This is a genomic window from Actinoplanes awajinensis subsp. mycoplanecinus, from assembly GCF_001509495.1.
Lineage (GTDB): Bacteria > Actinomycetota > Actinomycetes > Mycobacteriales > Micromonosporaceae > Actinoplanes > Actinoplanes palleronii.
Genome location: NZ_LLZH01000013.1, coordinates 20,017 through 34,233, shown reverse-complemented (window position 1 = coordinate 34,233; position 14,217 = coordinate 20,017). Strand labels below are relative to the sequence as shown.

Below are 14,217 nucleotides of genomic sequence, written 5' to 3'. Positions count from 1 at the left end.
TGCTGGCCTGGCTGGACGGTGGTGACCCGGCCGGATATCCGGTCATCGGCCTGCACGGCACCCCGGGGTGCCGCTTCAGCCGCTGGCCGGACGACGCGCTCTACGCCGCGGCCGGCGTCCGGTATGTCACCACCGACCGGGCCGGCTACGGCCGCTCCACCCGCCGTCGTGGCCGGTCGGTGGCGGACGAGGCCACGGACGTGCTGGCGTCGCGGACGCGCTGGGTTTCGAGCGGTTCGCGATCGTCGGTGGTTCCGGTGGCGGCCCGCACGCCCTGGCCTGTGCCGCGCTGCTCGGCGGCCGGGTCGAGCGGGTCGCCTGCCAGTCCTCCCTGGCGCCGCTTGCGGAGCCGGCCCGGCTTGCGGGACCGGCGCAGAGCGGCGGGCGCGGTCTTGCCCGCGCCGAGTGGCTGGCCGGCATGGAGCCGGAGATCGCCGACGAGCTCACCTGGGCCACCGATCCGTCGGTGCCGGACCCTCTGCTCGGTGCGCCGGCCACCCGAGTCATCACCGTCGAGCACGGCTGGGCGCCCCACCTGCTGCACGCGGGACTCAACGTGCACGTCCTCGGCGAGGCAAGCTTCACCCTGCTCGATGCCGCCGCGGGGTACTGGGTCAGCGAACAGGACGTCCGGGTCGAGGCCGTGCACCGCGTCGAGAACTGCTTCACGGCCTTGGCGGAGCACGCCGTGGAGCTCCGCTTGACCCCGTCCCTATGGCCCTACGTCGACGCCGTGGTCGCCGCGAAACCCGAGTTCAGCGCCATCCGGCTCCGCAACGCCCTACCCCGCGTCGGCCTGTAGCCGGCGCATCGACCGGATCGCCGAGCGGATCTCCTGCAGATAGCGATCCGCGCCGGTCGCGCCCGCCGCCTGCGGCAGCGTCGCCCGGCTCACGTCCAACCCCACCGTCTCCACCTGGCAGTCGTAGGGCACCGCCAGCGTCCGGATCGCGTCGCAGTGCTGGAACGGCACATAGATCGGCGACGTCACCACCAGCACCCGCGCACCGGCGCGCACCTCCGCCTCCCGAGCCCAGAACCGATAGGTGTCCGCGGTGTTGGCCCGCCGCACCCCCGGCTCGCTCGACGGCGCCGCCAGTACCCGCAACCGCAAATCACGCCGGCCACGGAGGCGGTGCACCGTCCACGACTCGAAACTGGCCGCCCCAGCCGAGCTGCGCCGCTCACTCGTCGACGCGGCGAACTCCTTGCGGAACCCCGCCTCGAGGGCGTCCACCTCGTAGCCGGCCCCGCCCGGCAACAGCTCCTGCTCCGCGTCACCGAGCGGCCGGAAGCTGCCCAGCCCGGTCACGTCCGGCACCGCGACCCCGTCCGCGAGGATCCGCGCCGCATGCTCCGCGCGCTGCAGACACGTGCGGGCCAGACCCCCGAGCACCAGCAAATGGTCATACTCGGTCAGCCGCGGCGGCACCGACTCGATGAAACCCAGCGCTCCCGCCGCATTCAGCACCAGGTCATGCCGGGCCGGAGTGAATGAGGGCGCCGTCACCTGATGCCGTTCCACCCCGAGCGCCTTGCGGAAATCCCAGTGCTCGGCCGAGAAGTCGTCAAGCCACGCCAGCAGGTCCCCGCTCGCCGGAAGAGCGCCACCGTACTCCGCGACCAGGTCTTGCATCGGCGCCGAGGCCGCCCACCGGTATATCCGATCGCCGAGATCGGGCCCATAGGAAGGCAGCGGAACGGAAAGATAGGCAGCGGTCCCAGCACGCGCGATTCCCACAACTCACCATACTGGTCCGGCCGCTGTCCGCTTCCGGTCAACCCTTTCCGGTACGCATAGGGAGCGCCCGCCCGCAGGCCACGAGCCGAGTCCCGCCCGTGAGGCCCCGCGCCACCGCAGCCACCCCGGACCGCAGCGCGCCTCCGGCCCTCGGCTGGTTCTCCGGGGTGTCTCAACCGCTCGGAGGCACCCCTGGGAGCCAGCCGGGACCCGGAGGCGCGCTGCGGTCCGAGGCGGGGCGGCCTCGCGTGGGGGTGAGCGCTGGGCGAGTGGGGGGCGGGTCGTGGTTTCGATCGGACACACTGGGGACGGATGAAGGGAGTGACACGTTGTCGAACGTGGAACTGATCGTGACGGCGCTGAGCGCGGGAGCGGCGGCCGGACTCACCGACACCGCCTCCACCGCGGTGAAGGACGGGTATGCGGCGTTGAAGCGGACGCTGTGGCCGTGGGTGCGCGGCGACGCGCGTCAGGCGCTGGAGACCGACGTGATCGACGGCGAGGTCCTCGAGGCCGAGCTTGTCGCGTCGGGCGCCGACGTCGACGAGCAGGTGCTGGCCGCCGCGCAGCACCTGCTGCAGGTGGTCGACCCGGCGAACGCCACCAAGTACCGGATCCAGATCACCGACGCCAAGGGTGTCCAGGTCGGCGACCACAACACCCAGACCAACACCTTCTGATCGTACGGCCGCCGATCACGCCGGGACCGGGTCGGCGGCCAGCTCCACCTGCCAGTGCGGCGGCACCAGCAGCACCGGGCAGCGGCGCTCGTGCGCGCCGGTCCGGGCGGCCGGCCCGCGGAGCAGGTCGGTCAGTTCACCGCGGCCACCGGTCCCGGCGATCAGCAGCCGGCCGCGCCGGGACGCCCGGTCCAGGGTGTACGGCACGTCCAGGTCCGGTACGACCAGCGGCTCGGCGCTCACCTGCGGCAGCCGTCGTGACCACCCGGCGAGCGCCGCGATCAGCGACTCGGCGGCCACCCGGCGTTCCAGGTCGCCGACCACCGGGAGCGGGTGCCGGTCGCGCCGTTCGGGTGGTCGCTGCCACGCGCGCACCGCGACCAGATCCGCGCCGGAGAGCGCGGCCTGGACGAACGCGTACCCGAGGGCGGGTTCGGCCGGGCGCCCGGAGACGCCGACGACGATCGGGCCGGGCATGCCGGCGTGGCCCCGGTGCACGAGCAGCGGGCTGGCGCTGGTGCGGGCGAGCAGCCGGGCGGTGGTGCCCCAGTCCGAGCGGCCGAGCTTGGCGTCCCGGTGTCCGATCACGATCAGCCCGGCCTCGGCGGAGCACTCGGCGAGCGACTCGGCGGCGACCCCGGTCCGCAGCGCGGTGTCGACGACCAGCCCGGGCGCGATCGCGGCGGCACGACGGGCGGCGCCGGCCAGCAGCTGCCGCCCCTCCACCAGGTCACCGCCCGTGCGGCCGGGGCGGAACCGGCCCCGGTACCGGCCGGGCCAGACGTGCACGATGAGCAGCCGGGCCGAGCGGCGGACCGCCTCGGCGACTGCCAGATCGACGGTGATCGAACTCGTCGTGGTGCCGTCGACGCCGACGACGACCGTGCGCTGATCTCCCATGACCGTACGTTATGGAAGATCCCGGCGGACCGGCACGGCCCGTGGTCCGGCGCACCCGGGCCGATGGGCCTACGACAGGTCGAGCCGGGCCACCGAAACCACCTGGCCACCACGGACGGTGACCAGCGCCGGCCACGGTGACGTCTCCCCGGACGTCGTGGAGAACTCGCCGAAACCGACCTGGCAGGTCCCCGCGTGCGTCGCCGGGTCCACGCACTTCGCGGGGCTGCTGCGATAGTCGAGGTACTGCGGTTTCGCGCTGATCGGCAGGCTGACCCGCATGGCGCTGAGCACCGGCACGAACGGCTTGGCGCACTTCGGCGAACCGGCGTCCACCGCGAACTGCCGGCAGTACTCCGCGCCGGTCAGGTACTCGGCGGGCTCCACGATGGCGGTGTGGCCGGCGTCGTGCAGCAGCCACATCCCGGCGGTGAACTGGGCGTCGCCGGTGGTGAACGCGGGCACGGCCGGCACGTCGGGCACCGCGCCGGACCGCAGCTGGACGTCGGTGAACGTGACCCTGGCCCGGGCGTTGGCGCCGGCCACCGCGCCGAGCAGCACCCGGCCACTCAACAGGGCGGTCTCGGTCAGCTCACCGCGCAGGGCCGGCCCGCCGTCGATCGTGACGGTCGCCTCCCGGTCACCGGTGACCACCTGGATCCGGTGCGCGACACCGGTCGTTGTCACCCGATCCGCGGTGGCGATCAGATCCTGGTCGCCACCGATCGAGCTGGCCAGCCGTACCGTGCCGGCGCAGACCTCCACCTGGTACGCGTCGGCGAAGTGCGCGTCCTCCTGGTCCGGGGTGTTGGTGCCCCGGAACCAGACCGCCGCGCACGAGCCGGCGTCGGCCAGCACCGCGCTGACCGTGATGCTCTGACTGGCCGGGAACACCGTCTGGTCGTAGTCGCCGCACACCATCACCGACGCGGCCGCGGCGGTCACCCGCAGCCCGCGCTGATAGGTGCACGAGCCGGTGTCGCCCCGCGCCGCGGAGAACAGCGCGTCGGAGCGCAACGAGTCGAAGAGGACCGGGCCGGTGGGTGCGGCGGGAACGGAGGAGACGGCGCTGGGCGCTGCTTCCGTCGTACCGTCAACCGGTTGTTGATCGCGCAGAGCGAGACCGGCGGCAGCCCCCGCGACCACCGCGATCGCCGCCCCGATCGCGACGATCCGGCGCCGGCGCGCGGGCCGGAAGCGGCGCGGCCCGGTCTGGTAGCGGCCGGACTGCTGCGCGGCCTCGGCCTCGCGCCGCAGCTCAGCGGGGAGCGGGGGAGTGCTCGGGCCGCCGGTGACCAGCAGCCGGTCGAGCAGTTCCGGCGCGGTCGGCCGGTTCTCCGGCGCCTTCTCCAGTGCGGCGCCGACCAGCTCGGCCAGGTACGGCGGCAGGTCACCGATCCGCGGCGGCTGGGTGAGGATCCGCGCGGCGGTCACCGCGGGGGTGTCGCCGCCGAACGGGGTACGGCCGGTGCCCGCGTACGTCACCACCGCACCCCACGCGAACACGTCCACCGCCGCGGTCAGCAGCCGGTCGGTCTCCGGGTCGAGCCGCTCCGGCGCCATGTACGCCAGCGTCCCGACGACCTCCTCGGCCTTGGTGTGGAAACTCGTCGGTTCGAGGGGCCGGGCGATACCGAAATCGATCACTTTGGGGATGCCCAGCGCGAACAGCACGTTGCGCGGCTTGAGATCCCGGTGGATCACCCCGACGCCGTGGATGGCGGCGAGCGCCGACGCGACACCGACCGCGACACCGTGCAGGCTGCCGCCGGCCAAGGGACCGTTCTCGGTCACTACCTCGTTGAGGCTGGGCCCGTCCACGTACTCGACGACCAGGTACGGCGTCTCGTGGTCCGGATCGGCGTCGAGGACCTCGGCGGTGCAGAACGGCGGCACCTCCCGCGCCCGGTTGACCTCACTGCGGAACCGGGCACGGAATTGCTGGTCATGGGCGTACTCCGGGCGGATGACCTTGACGGCGACCAGGCGTCCGCCGGGGTCCTGGGCCAGGTAGACCGACCCCATGCCGCCCTCACCGAGGCGGGAGAGCGTCCGGTACCGCCCGATGAACTCGGGGTCGGTGGAACGAAGTCGGTCAGCCACGGGGTGCAAAACTACACGCCAAGATCCGGTGGATCGATGATCGGGGCGAAGCAGTCGGTTACCAGACTGTCCGGTACCTCGGCGAGGGTGGCCGGCTGCCAGCGCGGCCGCCGGTCCTTGTCGATGATCTGCGCGCGGATGCCCTCGGCCAGGTCGGGCAGCCGCAGCATCGCCGCCGACAGCCGGTACTCCTGGTCCAGCGCGGCGCCCAGATCGGGCAGCGTCGCGGCGCTGCGGAGCGACCGCAGCGTGATCGTCAGCGCGGTGGGTGACCTGGTCAGGATCTCCTTGGCCGCGGCCTGCGCACCGGGTTCCGGATGGCCGGCGAGCCGCTCGACGATCGCGCTCACCGAGTCACCGAGGTAACACTCGTCGATCCACGTGCGCGCGGCGGCGAACTCGCCGGGCGGTGGCGTTTCCCCCTCGACGGCCGCACCGGCGGCGAGCGTCTCCACCATCTCCGGCAGTCGTGCGGCCGGCACAAAGTGATCAGCGAGCCCGGCCGCGATGCCATCCGCCGCGCCGACCGGTGACCCGGTCAGCGCCAGGTGCGTGCCGAGCTCACCCGGCGCGTGCGAGAGCAGCCACGAGCCGCCGACGTCCGGGTGCATCCCGATGCCGACCTCCGGCATCGCCAGCCGGGACCGCTCGGTGACCACCCGCACCGCGGCGTGCGCGGACACCCCGATACCGCCACCCATCACCAGGCCGTCCATCAGGGCGACGATCTTTTTCGGGTACGCCGCGATCGCCGCGTTGAGCCGGTACTCGTCGGCCCAGAACCCGAGCGACGCGCTCCCACCGGCGACCGCGTCCGCATGGATCGCCCGGATGTCGCCACCGGCGCAGAGCCCCCGCTCCCCGGCCCCACTGATCAGCACGGTCCGGATCTGATCGTCGCTCGCCCAGTCCGCGAGGACCTGCCGCATGATCGCGACCATCTCCGGGGTGAGCGCGTTGATCGCCGCCGGCCGGTTGAGAACGATCTGCCCGAGGTGCCCGGTCACCCGGGTGAGTACGACGCTCATCAGACGATCTTCCCCCAGTGCCGGGCAGAATCGGTCAGCTGGTGGCCTGCAGCAGCGGGGTCAGCGCGCTCAGGACCTTCTGCATCGCCGGGGTCCCCGGGTTGCAGTCGTCGGCCGAGCCTCTCCAGGACGGCGTGCGGATCTCGTACTGGAACGCGTCGGCGCAGGCCCGCGGGTCCGCCGGCGCGTCGGCGGGCGCGTCGAGGGCCGGGTCGCTGAGCGCCTTGCGCAGCGCGGCGAGCTGGGTCGTAGTGAGCTGCACCGGCTTCCCGGCCCGGCCCTTGCGGGTCACGGTCGCCGTGCCGTCAGCGTCGATGTGCAGCCGCTCGTCCAGCCCCGCGAAGCCCCCGGACCGCGAGAAGTCCAACGGAAGAACCGCCTCGGCAGTGCCCGCCGCCGAACTGGTGACCGGGCTGGCACTGGGGCTGCCGCCCGTGCTGGCACTCGGGCTGGCGCTGGCGTCAGGGCTGCTGGCACTCGGTGAAGCGCTGAGGCCGCCGCTGGGCGCGACGCTGGTCCCGCCGGTGGACGCCGCGGGGGAGGAGTTGCACCCGCTCATCCCAAAAATCCCGACAACCAGCACAAAACTCGCCGCAAAGGTCCTGATCATGCCCATCTGACGCGCGGCACGCGCCCCCGGTTCCCGACGTCCGCTGTCCGCTTCCGGCCAACCCTTTTCCCGTACGAATACCGAGCGCCCCGCCGCAGGCTACTAGCCACGCCCCGGGCTGATCTCGCGCGACATCCGCCCCGCTCACGACCGCCGCGCGCCCCAAGCCCCCGGCTGGCGCTGGCGGTTGCCTCCCGTCCATCGAGGCAGCCGTCAGCGCCAGCCGGGGCCGGGCAGCGGCGCAGGTCACGGCTCCGGCTGGTGTTCACGGCTGTCTCGCGGCGGCCGAGGCAGCCGCCAGCGCCAGCCGGAGCCAGGCAGCGGCGCAGTTCCCGGCTCCGGCTGGTGTTCACGGCTGTCTCGCGGCGGCCGAGGCGGCCGCCAGCGCCAGCCGGGACCGTGGGGGCGGCCGGCGGTCGTCGGGTTGCGGTGGCCGGCTGGTTGTGAGGGGTGTCTCAGGGGTGCGGAGGCACCCCTGAGAGCCAGCCGACGCGCCGGAGCGCGGGGCGGTCTGGAGCGGCTGCGGTGCCGCGCGAGACCAGCCCGGGGCGTGGCTTGTAGCCTGCGGCGGGGCGCTCGGTATTCGTACTATATGGGGTTTATTTGGGTTAAGTGCAGGGCGCTGACCAGGGTCTTGAGTTCGGGGATCTTCTCGGCCTCGGTGAGGGACTCCTCGAGGACGCGGTCGTGGGTGGGGCGGGCGAGCGTGAGCAACTGCAGGCCGGCCGGGGTCAGCTCGGTGTAGATGCCGCGGCGGTCGTCGGCGCAGAGGATGCGGGTGAGCAGGCCGCGATCTTCGAGGCGGGTGACCAGGCGGGTGGTGGCGCTGCTGGAGAGGGCGGCGGCGCGGGCCAGCTGCTGCATGCGCATGTGCCAGCCGTCCTGGCGGCTGAGCGCGTCGAGCACCGTGAATTCGACGACCGACAACTTGTGCGCGGCCTGCAGTTCCTTCTCCAGCCCGGTTTCGATCAGGCCGTGCAGGGCGGCGAGCCGGCGCCATCCCTGCGTGCGGATCTCCACCGCGTCGTTGCTGATCCCCATGGTCGTGCCCTTCCGCTGTCGCTGAGAGGCACGGTACACCGCCTTGCGCCGGTATAGCGCGTCTGCAACTATCGTTCTCGTTGCATGTGCAACTAGTGCACACGCTGGTTATTGCACGCGCTGGAGGAGACTGAGTTGCCCATCGCCCTGTACGCGCTCGCCATCGGCGGCTTCGGGATCGGCCTGACCGAATTCGTCATCGCCGGCCTGCTGCCCGAGGTGGCCGCGGACTTCCACGTCACCGAGGCCGTCGCCGGTGGCCTGATCTCCGGGTACGCCCTGGCGGTCGCGGTCGGCGCGATCGCACTCACCGCCGCGCTGGGCCGGGTCGACCGCCGGCACGCCCTGCTCGGACTGATGGTCCTGTTCATCGCGGGCAACGTGCTGTCCGCGATCGCCCCGAACTACGCCCTGATGATGCTGGGCCGGATCCTCGCGGCGCTGTGCCACGGCGCGTTCTTCGGCATCGGCTCGGTGGTCGCCGCCGACCTGGTGCCCGCGGAGAAGAAGGCCGCCGCTATCTCGATCATGTTCGGCGGGCTGACCGTGGCGAACGTGCTCGGCGTGCCGCTGGGGACCTTCCTCGGCCAGGCCGCCGGGTGGCGCTCGACGTTCTGGGCGATCGCGGTCATCGGGGTGCTGGCGCTGGCCGGTATCGCGGCGTTGACACCGGCGACTCCGGCGAGGGCCGGCGGCAGCCTGCTCGGTGAGTTCCGGGTGTTCGCCAACCGCCAGGTCTGGCTGTCGATCGTGGTCACCATCCTCGGGTACGGCGGGATGTTCGGCGCGTTCAGCTACATGGCCTACACGCTGACCGGTGTGAGCGGCTTCTCCGCCGGGGCGGTGCCGTGGCTGCTCATCGTGTTCGGGCTCGGGCTGTTCTTCGGCAACATCGCCGGGGGCCGGGCCGCGGACCGGAACCTGCCGGTGACGCTGATCGTGCTGCTGGCCGGGTTGAGCGGGGTGCTGGCGGTGTTCGCGCTGACCGCGGGCAATCAGATCGCCGCGGTGGCGGGGCTGCTGCTGATGGGCGGGTTCGGTTTCGCGACGGTGCCGGGGCTGCAGATGCGCATTCTCGGTCACGCGGAGCAGGCGCCTACGCTGGCTTCGGGGGCGAACATCGCGGCTTTCAACGTGGGGAACGCGTTCGGGGCATGGCTGGGCGGGCTGACGATCAGTGCCGGGCTGGGGTATCGGGCGCCGCTGTGGGCCGGTGCCGCGGTGACGGTCGGCGCGTTGCTCGTCTACCTGCTGGCGACCCGTCTGCCGGGTGGAGAGTTCGCTGCCCGGCGTCCACTGGCCGCTGCGGCTCACTGATTTCCAATTCTGAATCGAGGACACGATGAACACCATCACGCTCAACAACGGTGTCGAGATCCCGCAGCTCGGCTACGGCGTCTTCCAGATCCCGGACGCGGCGACCGAGGCGGCTGTCACCACCGCCCTCGACGCTGGGTACCGCAGCATCGACACGGCGGCCGTCTACGGCAACGAGACCGGTGTCGGCCGTGCGCTGGCCGCTTCTGATCTGGCCCGCGACGACCTGTTCATCACCACTAAGCTGTGGATCGCCGACCTCGGCCGGGCCTCGGCCCGCGACGCCCTGAACGCCAGCCTGGACCGGCTCGGCCTCGACCGGGTCGACCTGTACCTGATCCACTGGCCGGCGCCGGCCACCGACGCCTATCTGGAGGCGTGGCAGGGCCTCGAGGACCTGCTCGCGGAGGGGTTGACCCGGGCGATCGGCGTCTCCAACTTCCTGCCGGAGCACCTGGACCGAGTGATCGCCCTGGGCGGCACGGTTCCGGCGGTCAACCAGATCGAGTTGCATCCGGCGCTGCAGAACCGGGATTCCGCCGCGGCCAACGCCAAGCACGGGATCGCTACGGAGGCGTGGAGTCCGCTGGCGCAGGGCGCGGTTCTCGAGGACGCGGCGGTGGTGGCCGCCGCCTCGGCGCACGGGGTGAGCCCGGCGCAGGTGGTGCTGCGGTGGCACCTGCAGCAGGGCCGCATCGTGATCCCGAAGTCGGTGACACCGGCCCGGATCGCCGCGAACCTGGACGTGTTCGGGTTCGATCTGAGCGTTGAGGAGCTGGCCGCGATCGACGGGTTGGAGCGGGACGGGCGCACCGGCCCGCACCCGGCGACCTTCAACGGCTGACACCGGCCGCTCGCGAGGTCACTGGCCTCTCAGCATGTCGATGTAGATCGCCTGGTAGTGGTCGAGCAGCGGCCCGATGTCCGTGGCGTGCTCGTCAAGCAGGTCGAACACCTGACGGTAGCTGTCCACGTCCTTCTGGCCGCGGGAGGTGAGGCCGGTGTTGTACAGGTCGACCACCACCAGGTTGTCGTCGATGAGCGTGAATCCGTGCAGCAGCGGGATGTCGGCCGGCGCGGCGGGGCATGGTGCGGCTGACTCGGCCGCTTCGTCGCGGCCGCTGAGGCGGTAAGTCGCCTGGTGGCGGCGGTCTGGCTTGATCGAGTGTGCGAGAGTGCTCCCGGCTTGAGAACGACGTGACGGGGGAGACGGACCATGGACGAGACGGCACCGGAGCAGCAGCCCGAGGACCTGGCGAGCAGCGGTGGCGGGCCGGTGCCCGTCGGCGCGACCACCGCGGTCATCGGCCTGTTCGGGGCAGTGGTGACGGTCGGCGGGCTGTGGCTCGCGGAGCGGCGCGCGGACACGGCCGTGACCGAGGTGCTCGCCGGGGTGACTGTCGGCCTGGGCGTGCTCGCGGTGGCGGCTGCCGTGTTCGGCGCCGTGCGCGCCCTCATCGCGCGGCCGCGCGCGGCGGGCACCGTCGTGGCCGCTGTGCTCAGCGTGCTCGGGCTGGTCCTGGGCGCGGTGACCGGCCTGGTCACCGCCTACGACGAGCCGGGGACACCGCGATACCCGCAGGCGAACGTCCAGCTGTCCCGAGCGTCCGGTGACTGGTTGCTCACGGTCCAGGTGAGCACCCCCGGGTTGTCCGCCGGCGACGTGATGGACGTGCAACTGCTCCGCAACGACGGCGGCAGTGGCGACTTCAGCATCGGCCGGTCCCTGACTTCGGCCGACGGCCGCGGCGTCGCCACGGCGACCCTGGTCACCAGCGATGTCAGCGATGGAGAGGTGAAGCTGGTGGTACTCGTCCCCGGCAGGGACTGCACGCGGCTGATGCCCCTCCTCAACGCCACCCGCATCGTGTCCTTCGACTGCAAGGCCCGATGACCTGGCACTAGCCTTTGACGAACATGTTCGCTACGATCGTGTTATGAGTCCTCGACGAGTGCCGGTGAGCCGGCGGGATCGGCCGGCCAAGGCGCCGCTCAGCCGGGCCGGCGCGGTGGCGGTCGGCTTGCGGATCATGCGCGAGGAGGGGCTGGAGCGGCTGACCATGCGGCGGCTCGCGGCCGAGCTCGACACCGGGCCCTCGTCGCTGTACGTCTACGTGCAGAACATGGCCGAGTTGCACGGCGCGATCCTCGACGAGCTGCTCGCCGGGCTCGAGCTGCCGGCCACGAGCGCGGACAGCTGGCGTGACGACGTGATCGCGCTGATGAGCGGCTACACCCGGCTGCTGATGGCCTATCCGAGCCTGGCGCGCTCGGTGCTCACGCTGCGGCCGTCCGGCCCGCACTACGTACGGTTCATCGACGCGCTGCTCGGCCTGCTGCACGCCGGCGGGGTGCCGGTCGGGCAGGCGGCCTGGGGTGTCGACCTGCTGCTGCAGCACGGCACCGCGATCGCTGCGGAGCAGGGCACCCGGGGCGAGTCGGTGGACGCCGGCGACGAGCATCAGCTGCTGGTGATGGAGCTGCGGGAGGCTGCCGAGGCGGAGTTCCCGAACATCGCCCGCGTGCGGGAGGAGCTGTTCTCCGGCACGGGGGAGGAGCGTTTCGCGTGGACGTTCGGTGTCTTGATCGCGGGTATTTCGGCGGTGCCGGTCGGCTGACCGTGCGTACCAAAAATGGCTTTTTTTGCTTGTGAAGAACATGTTCGTCAGGAACGTGTTCTAAGCTGCTGAACTGGGAGGACACCATGAAAACACCTGTCACGATCGTCGGCGGCGGCCTCGGCGGGCTGACCCTGGCCCGCGTGCTGCACGTCCACGGTATCCCGGCCACCATCTACGAGCTGGACGCTTCGCCCGAGGCGCGGACGCAGGGCGGCATGCTCGACATCCACGACTACAACGGCCAGGTCGCGATCCGGGCGGCCGGGTTGTTCGACGAGTTCCAGAAGATCATCCACCCGGGTGGTGAGGCGACCCGGATCCTCGACAAACACGGCACGGTGCACACCGACGAGGCCGATGAGGGCGACGGCACCCGGCCCGAGGTCGATCGCGGGCAGCTGCGCCGGATGCTGCTCGACTCGCTGCCGGACGACACGATCCGCTGGGGTAGCAAGGTCACCGCGGTGCGCGGAGTGGGTGAGGGGCGGCACGAGCTGACTTTCGCGGATGGTTCGACGCACACGACCGGGCTGCTGGTCGGGGCGGACGGCGCCTGGTCACGGATCCGGCCGCTGCTGTCCGCCGCGACACCGGCCTACGCCGGGATGTCGTTCGTCGAGGTCGACCTGCACGACGCGGACGTCCGTCACCCTGGTCCTTCTCGGACATTGGGCGCCGGGATGCTGTTCGCCCTCGGCCCGGGAAACGGTTTTCTCGCGCACCGCGAAACCGGCGGCAGCCTGCACATCTACATCGCGTTGGAGAAGCCCGCAGAATGGGTGGAGAGCATCGACTTCACCGATACCGCGAAGGCCAAAGCGCTCCTTGTCGACGAATTCCACGACTGGGCCCCGGAATTCCACGCGCTGATCACCGAGGCGGACGGTGCGCTGATCCCGCGCACCATCCACGCGCTGCCGATCGAGCACCGCTGGGACCGGGTGCCCGGGGTGACCCTGCTCGGGGACGCCGCGCACGTGATGTCGCCGTTCGCGGGTGAGGGTGCGAATCTCGCGATGCTCGACGGGGCTGAGCTGGGCGAGGCACTCGCGGCCCATCCGGGGGACACCGAGAAGGCGCTTCATGCGTACGAGATGAAGCTCTTCCCGCGCAGTGCCGAAGCGGCGGCGGAAGCGGCCCGGAATCTGGAGTTGTGCTTCGACGCCGATGCCCCGCAGAGTCTGCTGGACCAGTTCGCGGCGTATGAAAACGGTCAGCCCGGATGAATCGGTGACCGCGGCGCGGTCAATGGGTAAGGTGGCCGGATGGCTGTCGCTCGATTCGCGTCCGTGGTGTTCGACTGCAAGGACCCGGAGGAGTTGTCGGCGTTCTGGGCCGCGATGGTCGGCGGTGAGGTGGCCGTGACCGGGGAGGATTTTGTCGCGGTGCGCACGAGCCGAGGCTGGTTCGCGGCTATGCGGGTGCCGGATCATCAGCCGCCCACCTGGGGTGATGCCGACGTACCCAAGCAGATGCACATCGATCTGTCGGTCGACGACCTCGACGAGGCCGAGGCTGAGGCGATTCGCCTGGGAGCGCGATTGGTCTCCGACCAGCCGGCTCCGGACCGCTATCGGATCTTCCTGGATCCGGCCGGCCACCCTTTCTGCCTCTCGATCCAGATACCTGACGTCGCGTAGCGGTCTTGAATCAGGTGGCCTCAAGGTGTCTGGACTCGGCGGGCCCGACTGATGTGCCGTTCTTGTCGAGGGCCTGGAACTCGAGCTGCACGGGTTCGTGCTCCCACCGGTCCGGGATCATCACCAGGTCGGCGTGGACGGGAAACGGGCCGAACTGCGAGCCGCCCGGCGCCGTCACCAGCACGGCGTCGGCGGCTTGCCGGGGTGGCGCGATGACCAGCGTGGCCATGCCCCGCGCGGTCCGCCATGCGGAGTCGGTCGCGTCCCAGCAGTTGCCGGAGACGGCTGACTCGTGGCGTCCGTCCTGGTCGACCTCTTCCTGAACGAAGCACATCGCGGTGCCCTCGTGGTGCTCCCACAGCCGGACGGAACCGCCGTCGATGTCGACGGTGGACAGAATGGAATAGCCGACCGGAACTGACCAGGAGGACTTCTCTTCACTCACCGGGGGATCCGGTTGCAGGCTACTGAAGAGCGCGTAGCCGGCGACGGCGACGACCGCGCCGAGAAGGGCGCGGGAGTGCAGCGTCATGTGA

Annotated in this window: 17 protein-coding genes; 9 read left to right on the top strand and 8 right to left on the bottom strand. The window is 71.4% G+C overall.

Annotated elements, in window-relative coordinates; translation table 11 throughout:
• Positions 1 to 67 precede the first annotated feature (67 nt).
• Positions 68 to 802 carry an alpha/beta fold hydrolase gene (locus ADL15_RS52610; protein ID WP_157441141.1) on the top strand — a complete coding sequence of 245 codons (735 nt, stop codon included), beginning with the start codon at positions 68 to 70 and terminating at the stop codon, positions 800 to 802.
• On the opposite strand, the gene ADL15_RS03565 is transcribed toward ADL15_RS52610, so the two are convergent.
• The gene (locus tag ADL15_RS03565; RefSeq protein WP_083970872.1) at positions 782 to 1,636 is read right to left on the bottom strand and encodes a hypothetical protein; all 855 of its coding nucleotides are present in this window, start codon (positions 1,634 to 1,636) and stop codon (positions 782 to 784) included. The two genes, ADL15_RS52610 and ADL15_RS03565, sit on opposite strands and share 21 nt — an antisense overlap.
• A gap of 443 nt (positions 1,637 to 2,079) precedes the next feature.
• On the opposite strand from ADL15_RS03565, the gene ADL15_RS53940 reads away from it, so the two are divergent.
• Positions 2,080 to 2,421, top strand: coding sequence for an RIP homotypic interaction motif-containing protein (locus tag ADL15_RS53940; RefSeq protein ID WP_232343893.1), 342 nt, complete (start codon positions 2,080 to 2,082; stop codon positions 2,419 to 2,421).
• A gap of 15 nt (positions 2,422 to 2,436) precedes the next feature.
• Here the strand turns inward: ADL15_RS53940 and ADL15_RS03555 are convergent, their stop codons facing one another.
• From ADL15_RS03555 to ADL15_RS03540, 4 genes are all read right to left on the bottom strand, one after another.
• Positions 2,437 to 3,321 (bottom strand): universal stress protein, encoded by an 885-nt coding sequence (locus tag ADL15_RS03555; RefSeq protein WP_067685107.1) that lies wholly within the window; start codon positions 3,319 to 3,321, stop codon positions 2,437 to 2,439.
• A gap of 69 nt (positions 3,322 to 3,390) precedes the next feature.
• Positions 3,391 to 5,424 (bottom strand): serine/threonine-protein kinase, encoded by a 2,034-nt coding sequence (locus ADL15_RS03550; RefSeq protein ID WP_067685105.1) that lies wholly within the window; start codon positions 5,422 to 5,424, stop codon positions 3,391 to 3,393.
• Between the two features lie 11 nt (positions 5,425 to 5,435).
• A complete protein-coding gene (locus tag ADL15_RS03545; protein ID WP_067685103.1) occupies positions 5,436 to 6,452 on the bottom strand; it encodes an enoyl-CoA hydratase/isomerase family protein in 1,017 nt (338 codons plus the stop codon).
• A 34-nt stretch (positions 6,453 to 6,486) separates the two neighbouring features.
• Entirely contained in the window at positions 6,487 to 6,819 is a 333-nt protein-coding gene (locus tag ADL15_RS03540) for a hypothetical protein (RefSeq protein WP_067685101.1), read from the bottom strand.
• A 19-nt stretch (positions 6,820 to 6,838) separates the two neighbouring features.
• Between ADL15_RS03540 and ADL15_RS03535 the strand changes: the two genes are divergently transcribed.
• The gene (locus ADL15_RS03535) at positions 6,839 to 7,072 is read left to right on the top strand and encodes a hypothetical protein (RefSeq protein ID WP_067685099.1); all 234 of its coding nucleotides are present in this window, start codon (positions 6,839 to 6,841) and stop codon (positions 7,070 to 7,072) included.
• Between the two features lie 578 nt (positions 7,073 to 7,650).
• Here the strand turns inward: ADL15_RS03535 and ADL15_RS03530 are convergent.
• Entirely contained in the window at positions 7,651 to 8,103 is a 453-nt protein-coding gene (locus ADL15_RS03530; RefSeq protein ID WP_067685097.1) for a MarR family winged helix-turn-helix transcriptional regulator, read from the bottom strand.
• A 135-nt stretch (positions 8,104 to 8,238) separates the two neighbouring features.
• Between ADL15_RS03530 and ADL15_RS03525 the strand changes: the two genes are divergently transcribed.
• Both ADL15_RS03525 and ADL15_RS03520 read left to right on the top strand, forming a co-directional pair.
• Complete coding sequence (locus ADL15_RS03525) at positions 8,239 to 9,420, top strand: MFS transporter (RefSeq protein ID WP_067685095.1); 1,182 nt, start codon at positions 8,239 to 8,241, stop codon at positions 9,418 to 9,420.
• A gap of 25 nt (positions 9,421 to 9,445) precedes the next feature.
• Entirely contained in the window at positions 9,446 to 10,264 is an 819-nt protein-coding gene (locus tag ADL15_RS03520; RefSeq protein ID WP_067685093.1) for an aldo/keto reductase, read from the top strand.
• 18 nt (positions 10,265 to 10,282) lie between these two features.
• Here ADL15_RS03520 and ADL15_RS52600 read toward each other — a convergent pair whose 3' ends face one another.
• Positions 10,283 to 10,444, bottom strand: coding sequence for a hypothetical protein (locus ADL15_RS52600; protein WP_157441137.1), 162 nt, complete (start codon positions 10,442 to 10,444; stop codon positions 10,283 to 10,285).
• Between the two features lie 192 nt (positions 10,445 to 10,636).
• Here ADL15_RS52600 and ADL15_RS03515 point away from each other — a divergent pair, with 192 nt between their 5' ends.
• From ADL15_RS03515 to ADL15_RS03500, 4 genes are all read left to right on the top strand, one after another.
• The gene (locus tag ADL15_RS03515) at positions 10,637 to 11,314 is read left to right on the top strand and encodes a hypothetical protein (RefSeq protein ID WP_067685091.1); all 678 of its coding nucleotides are present in this window, start codon (positions 10,637 to 10,639) and stop codon (positions 11,312 to 11,314) included.
• Between the two features lie 43 nt (positions 11,315 to 11,357).
• A complete protein-coding gene (locus ADL15_RS03510; RefSeq protein ID WP_067685090.1) occupies positions 11,358 to 12,038 on the top strand; it encodes a TetR/AcrR family transcriptional regulator in 681 nt (226 codons plus the stop codon).
• A gap of 86 nt (positions 12,039 to 12,124) precedes the next feature.
• Entirely contained in the window at positions 12,125 to 13,267 is a 1,143-nt protein-coding gene (locus ADL15_RS03505) for an FAD-dependent oxidoreductase (RefSeq protein ID WP_067685088.1), read from the top strand.
• 39 nt (positions 13,268 to 13,306) lie between these two features.
• Positions 13,307 to 13,681 (top strand): VOC family protein, encoded by a 375-nt coding sequence (locus ADL15_RS03500; protein WP_067685086.1) that lies wholly within the window; start codon positions 13,307 to 13,309, stop codon positions 13,679 to 13,681.
• 10 nt (positions 13,682 to 13,691) lie between these two features.
• On the opposite strand, the gene ADL15_RS03495 is transcribed toward ADL15_RS03500, so the two are convergent.
• A complete protein-coding gene (locus ADL15_RS03495; protein ID WP_067685084.1) occupies positions 13,692 to 14,213 on the bottom strand; it encodes a hypothetical protein in 522 nt (173 codons plus the stop codon).
• Positions 14,214 to 14,217: the final 4 nt, after the last annotated feature.

Bases quoted from the DNA above. Each gene is read 5' to 3' on its own strand.
- ADL15_RS03565 (WP_083970872.1), bottom strand. From the start codon at position 1,636: ATGCAAGACCTGGTCGCGGAGTACGGTGGCGCTCTTCCGGCGAGCGGG.
- ADL15_RS03555 (WP_067685107.1), bottom strand. From the start codon at position 3,321: ATGGGAGATCAGCGCACGGTCGTCGTCGGCGTCGACGGCACCACGACG.
- ADL15_RS03545 (WP_067685103.1), bottom strand. From the start codon at position 6,452: ATGAGCGTCGTACTCACCCGGGTGACCGGGCACCTCGGGCAGATCGTT.
- ADL15_RS03530 (WP_067685097.1), bottom strand. From the start codon at position 8,103: ATGGGGATCAGCAACGACGCGGTGGAGATCCGCACGCAGGGATGGCGC.
- ADL15_RS03520 (WP_067685093.1), top strand. From the start codon at position 9,446: ATGAACACCATCACGCTCAACAACGGTGTCGAGATCCCGCAGCTCGGC.
- ADL15_RS03515 (WP_067685091.1), top strand. From the start codon at position 10,637: ATGGACGAGACGGCACCGGAGCAGCAGCCCGAGGACCTGGCGAGCAGC.
- ADL15_RS03510 (WP_067685090.1), top strand. From the start codon at position 11,358: ATGAGTCCTCGACGAGTGCCGGTGAGCCGGCGGGATCGGCCGGCCAAG.
- ADL15_RS03505 (WP_067685088.1), top strand. From the start codon at position 12,125: ATGAAAACACCTGTCACGATCGTCGGCGGCGGCCTCGGCGGGCTGACC.
- ADL15_RS03500 (WP_067685086.1), top strand. From the start codon at position 13,307: ATGGCTGTCGCTCGATTCGCGTCCGTGGTGTTCGACTGCAAGGACCCG.
- ADL15_RS03495 (WP_067685084.1), bottom strand. From the start codon at position 14,213: ATGACGCTGCACTCCCGCGCCCTTCTCGGCGCGGTCGTCGCCGTCGCC.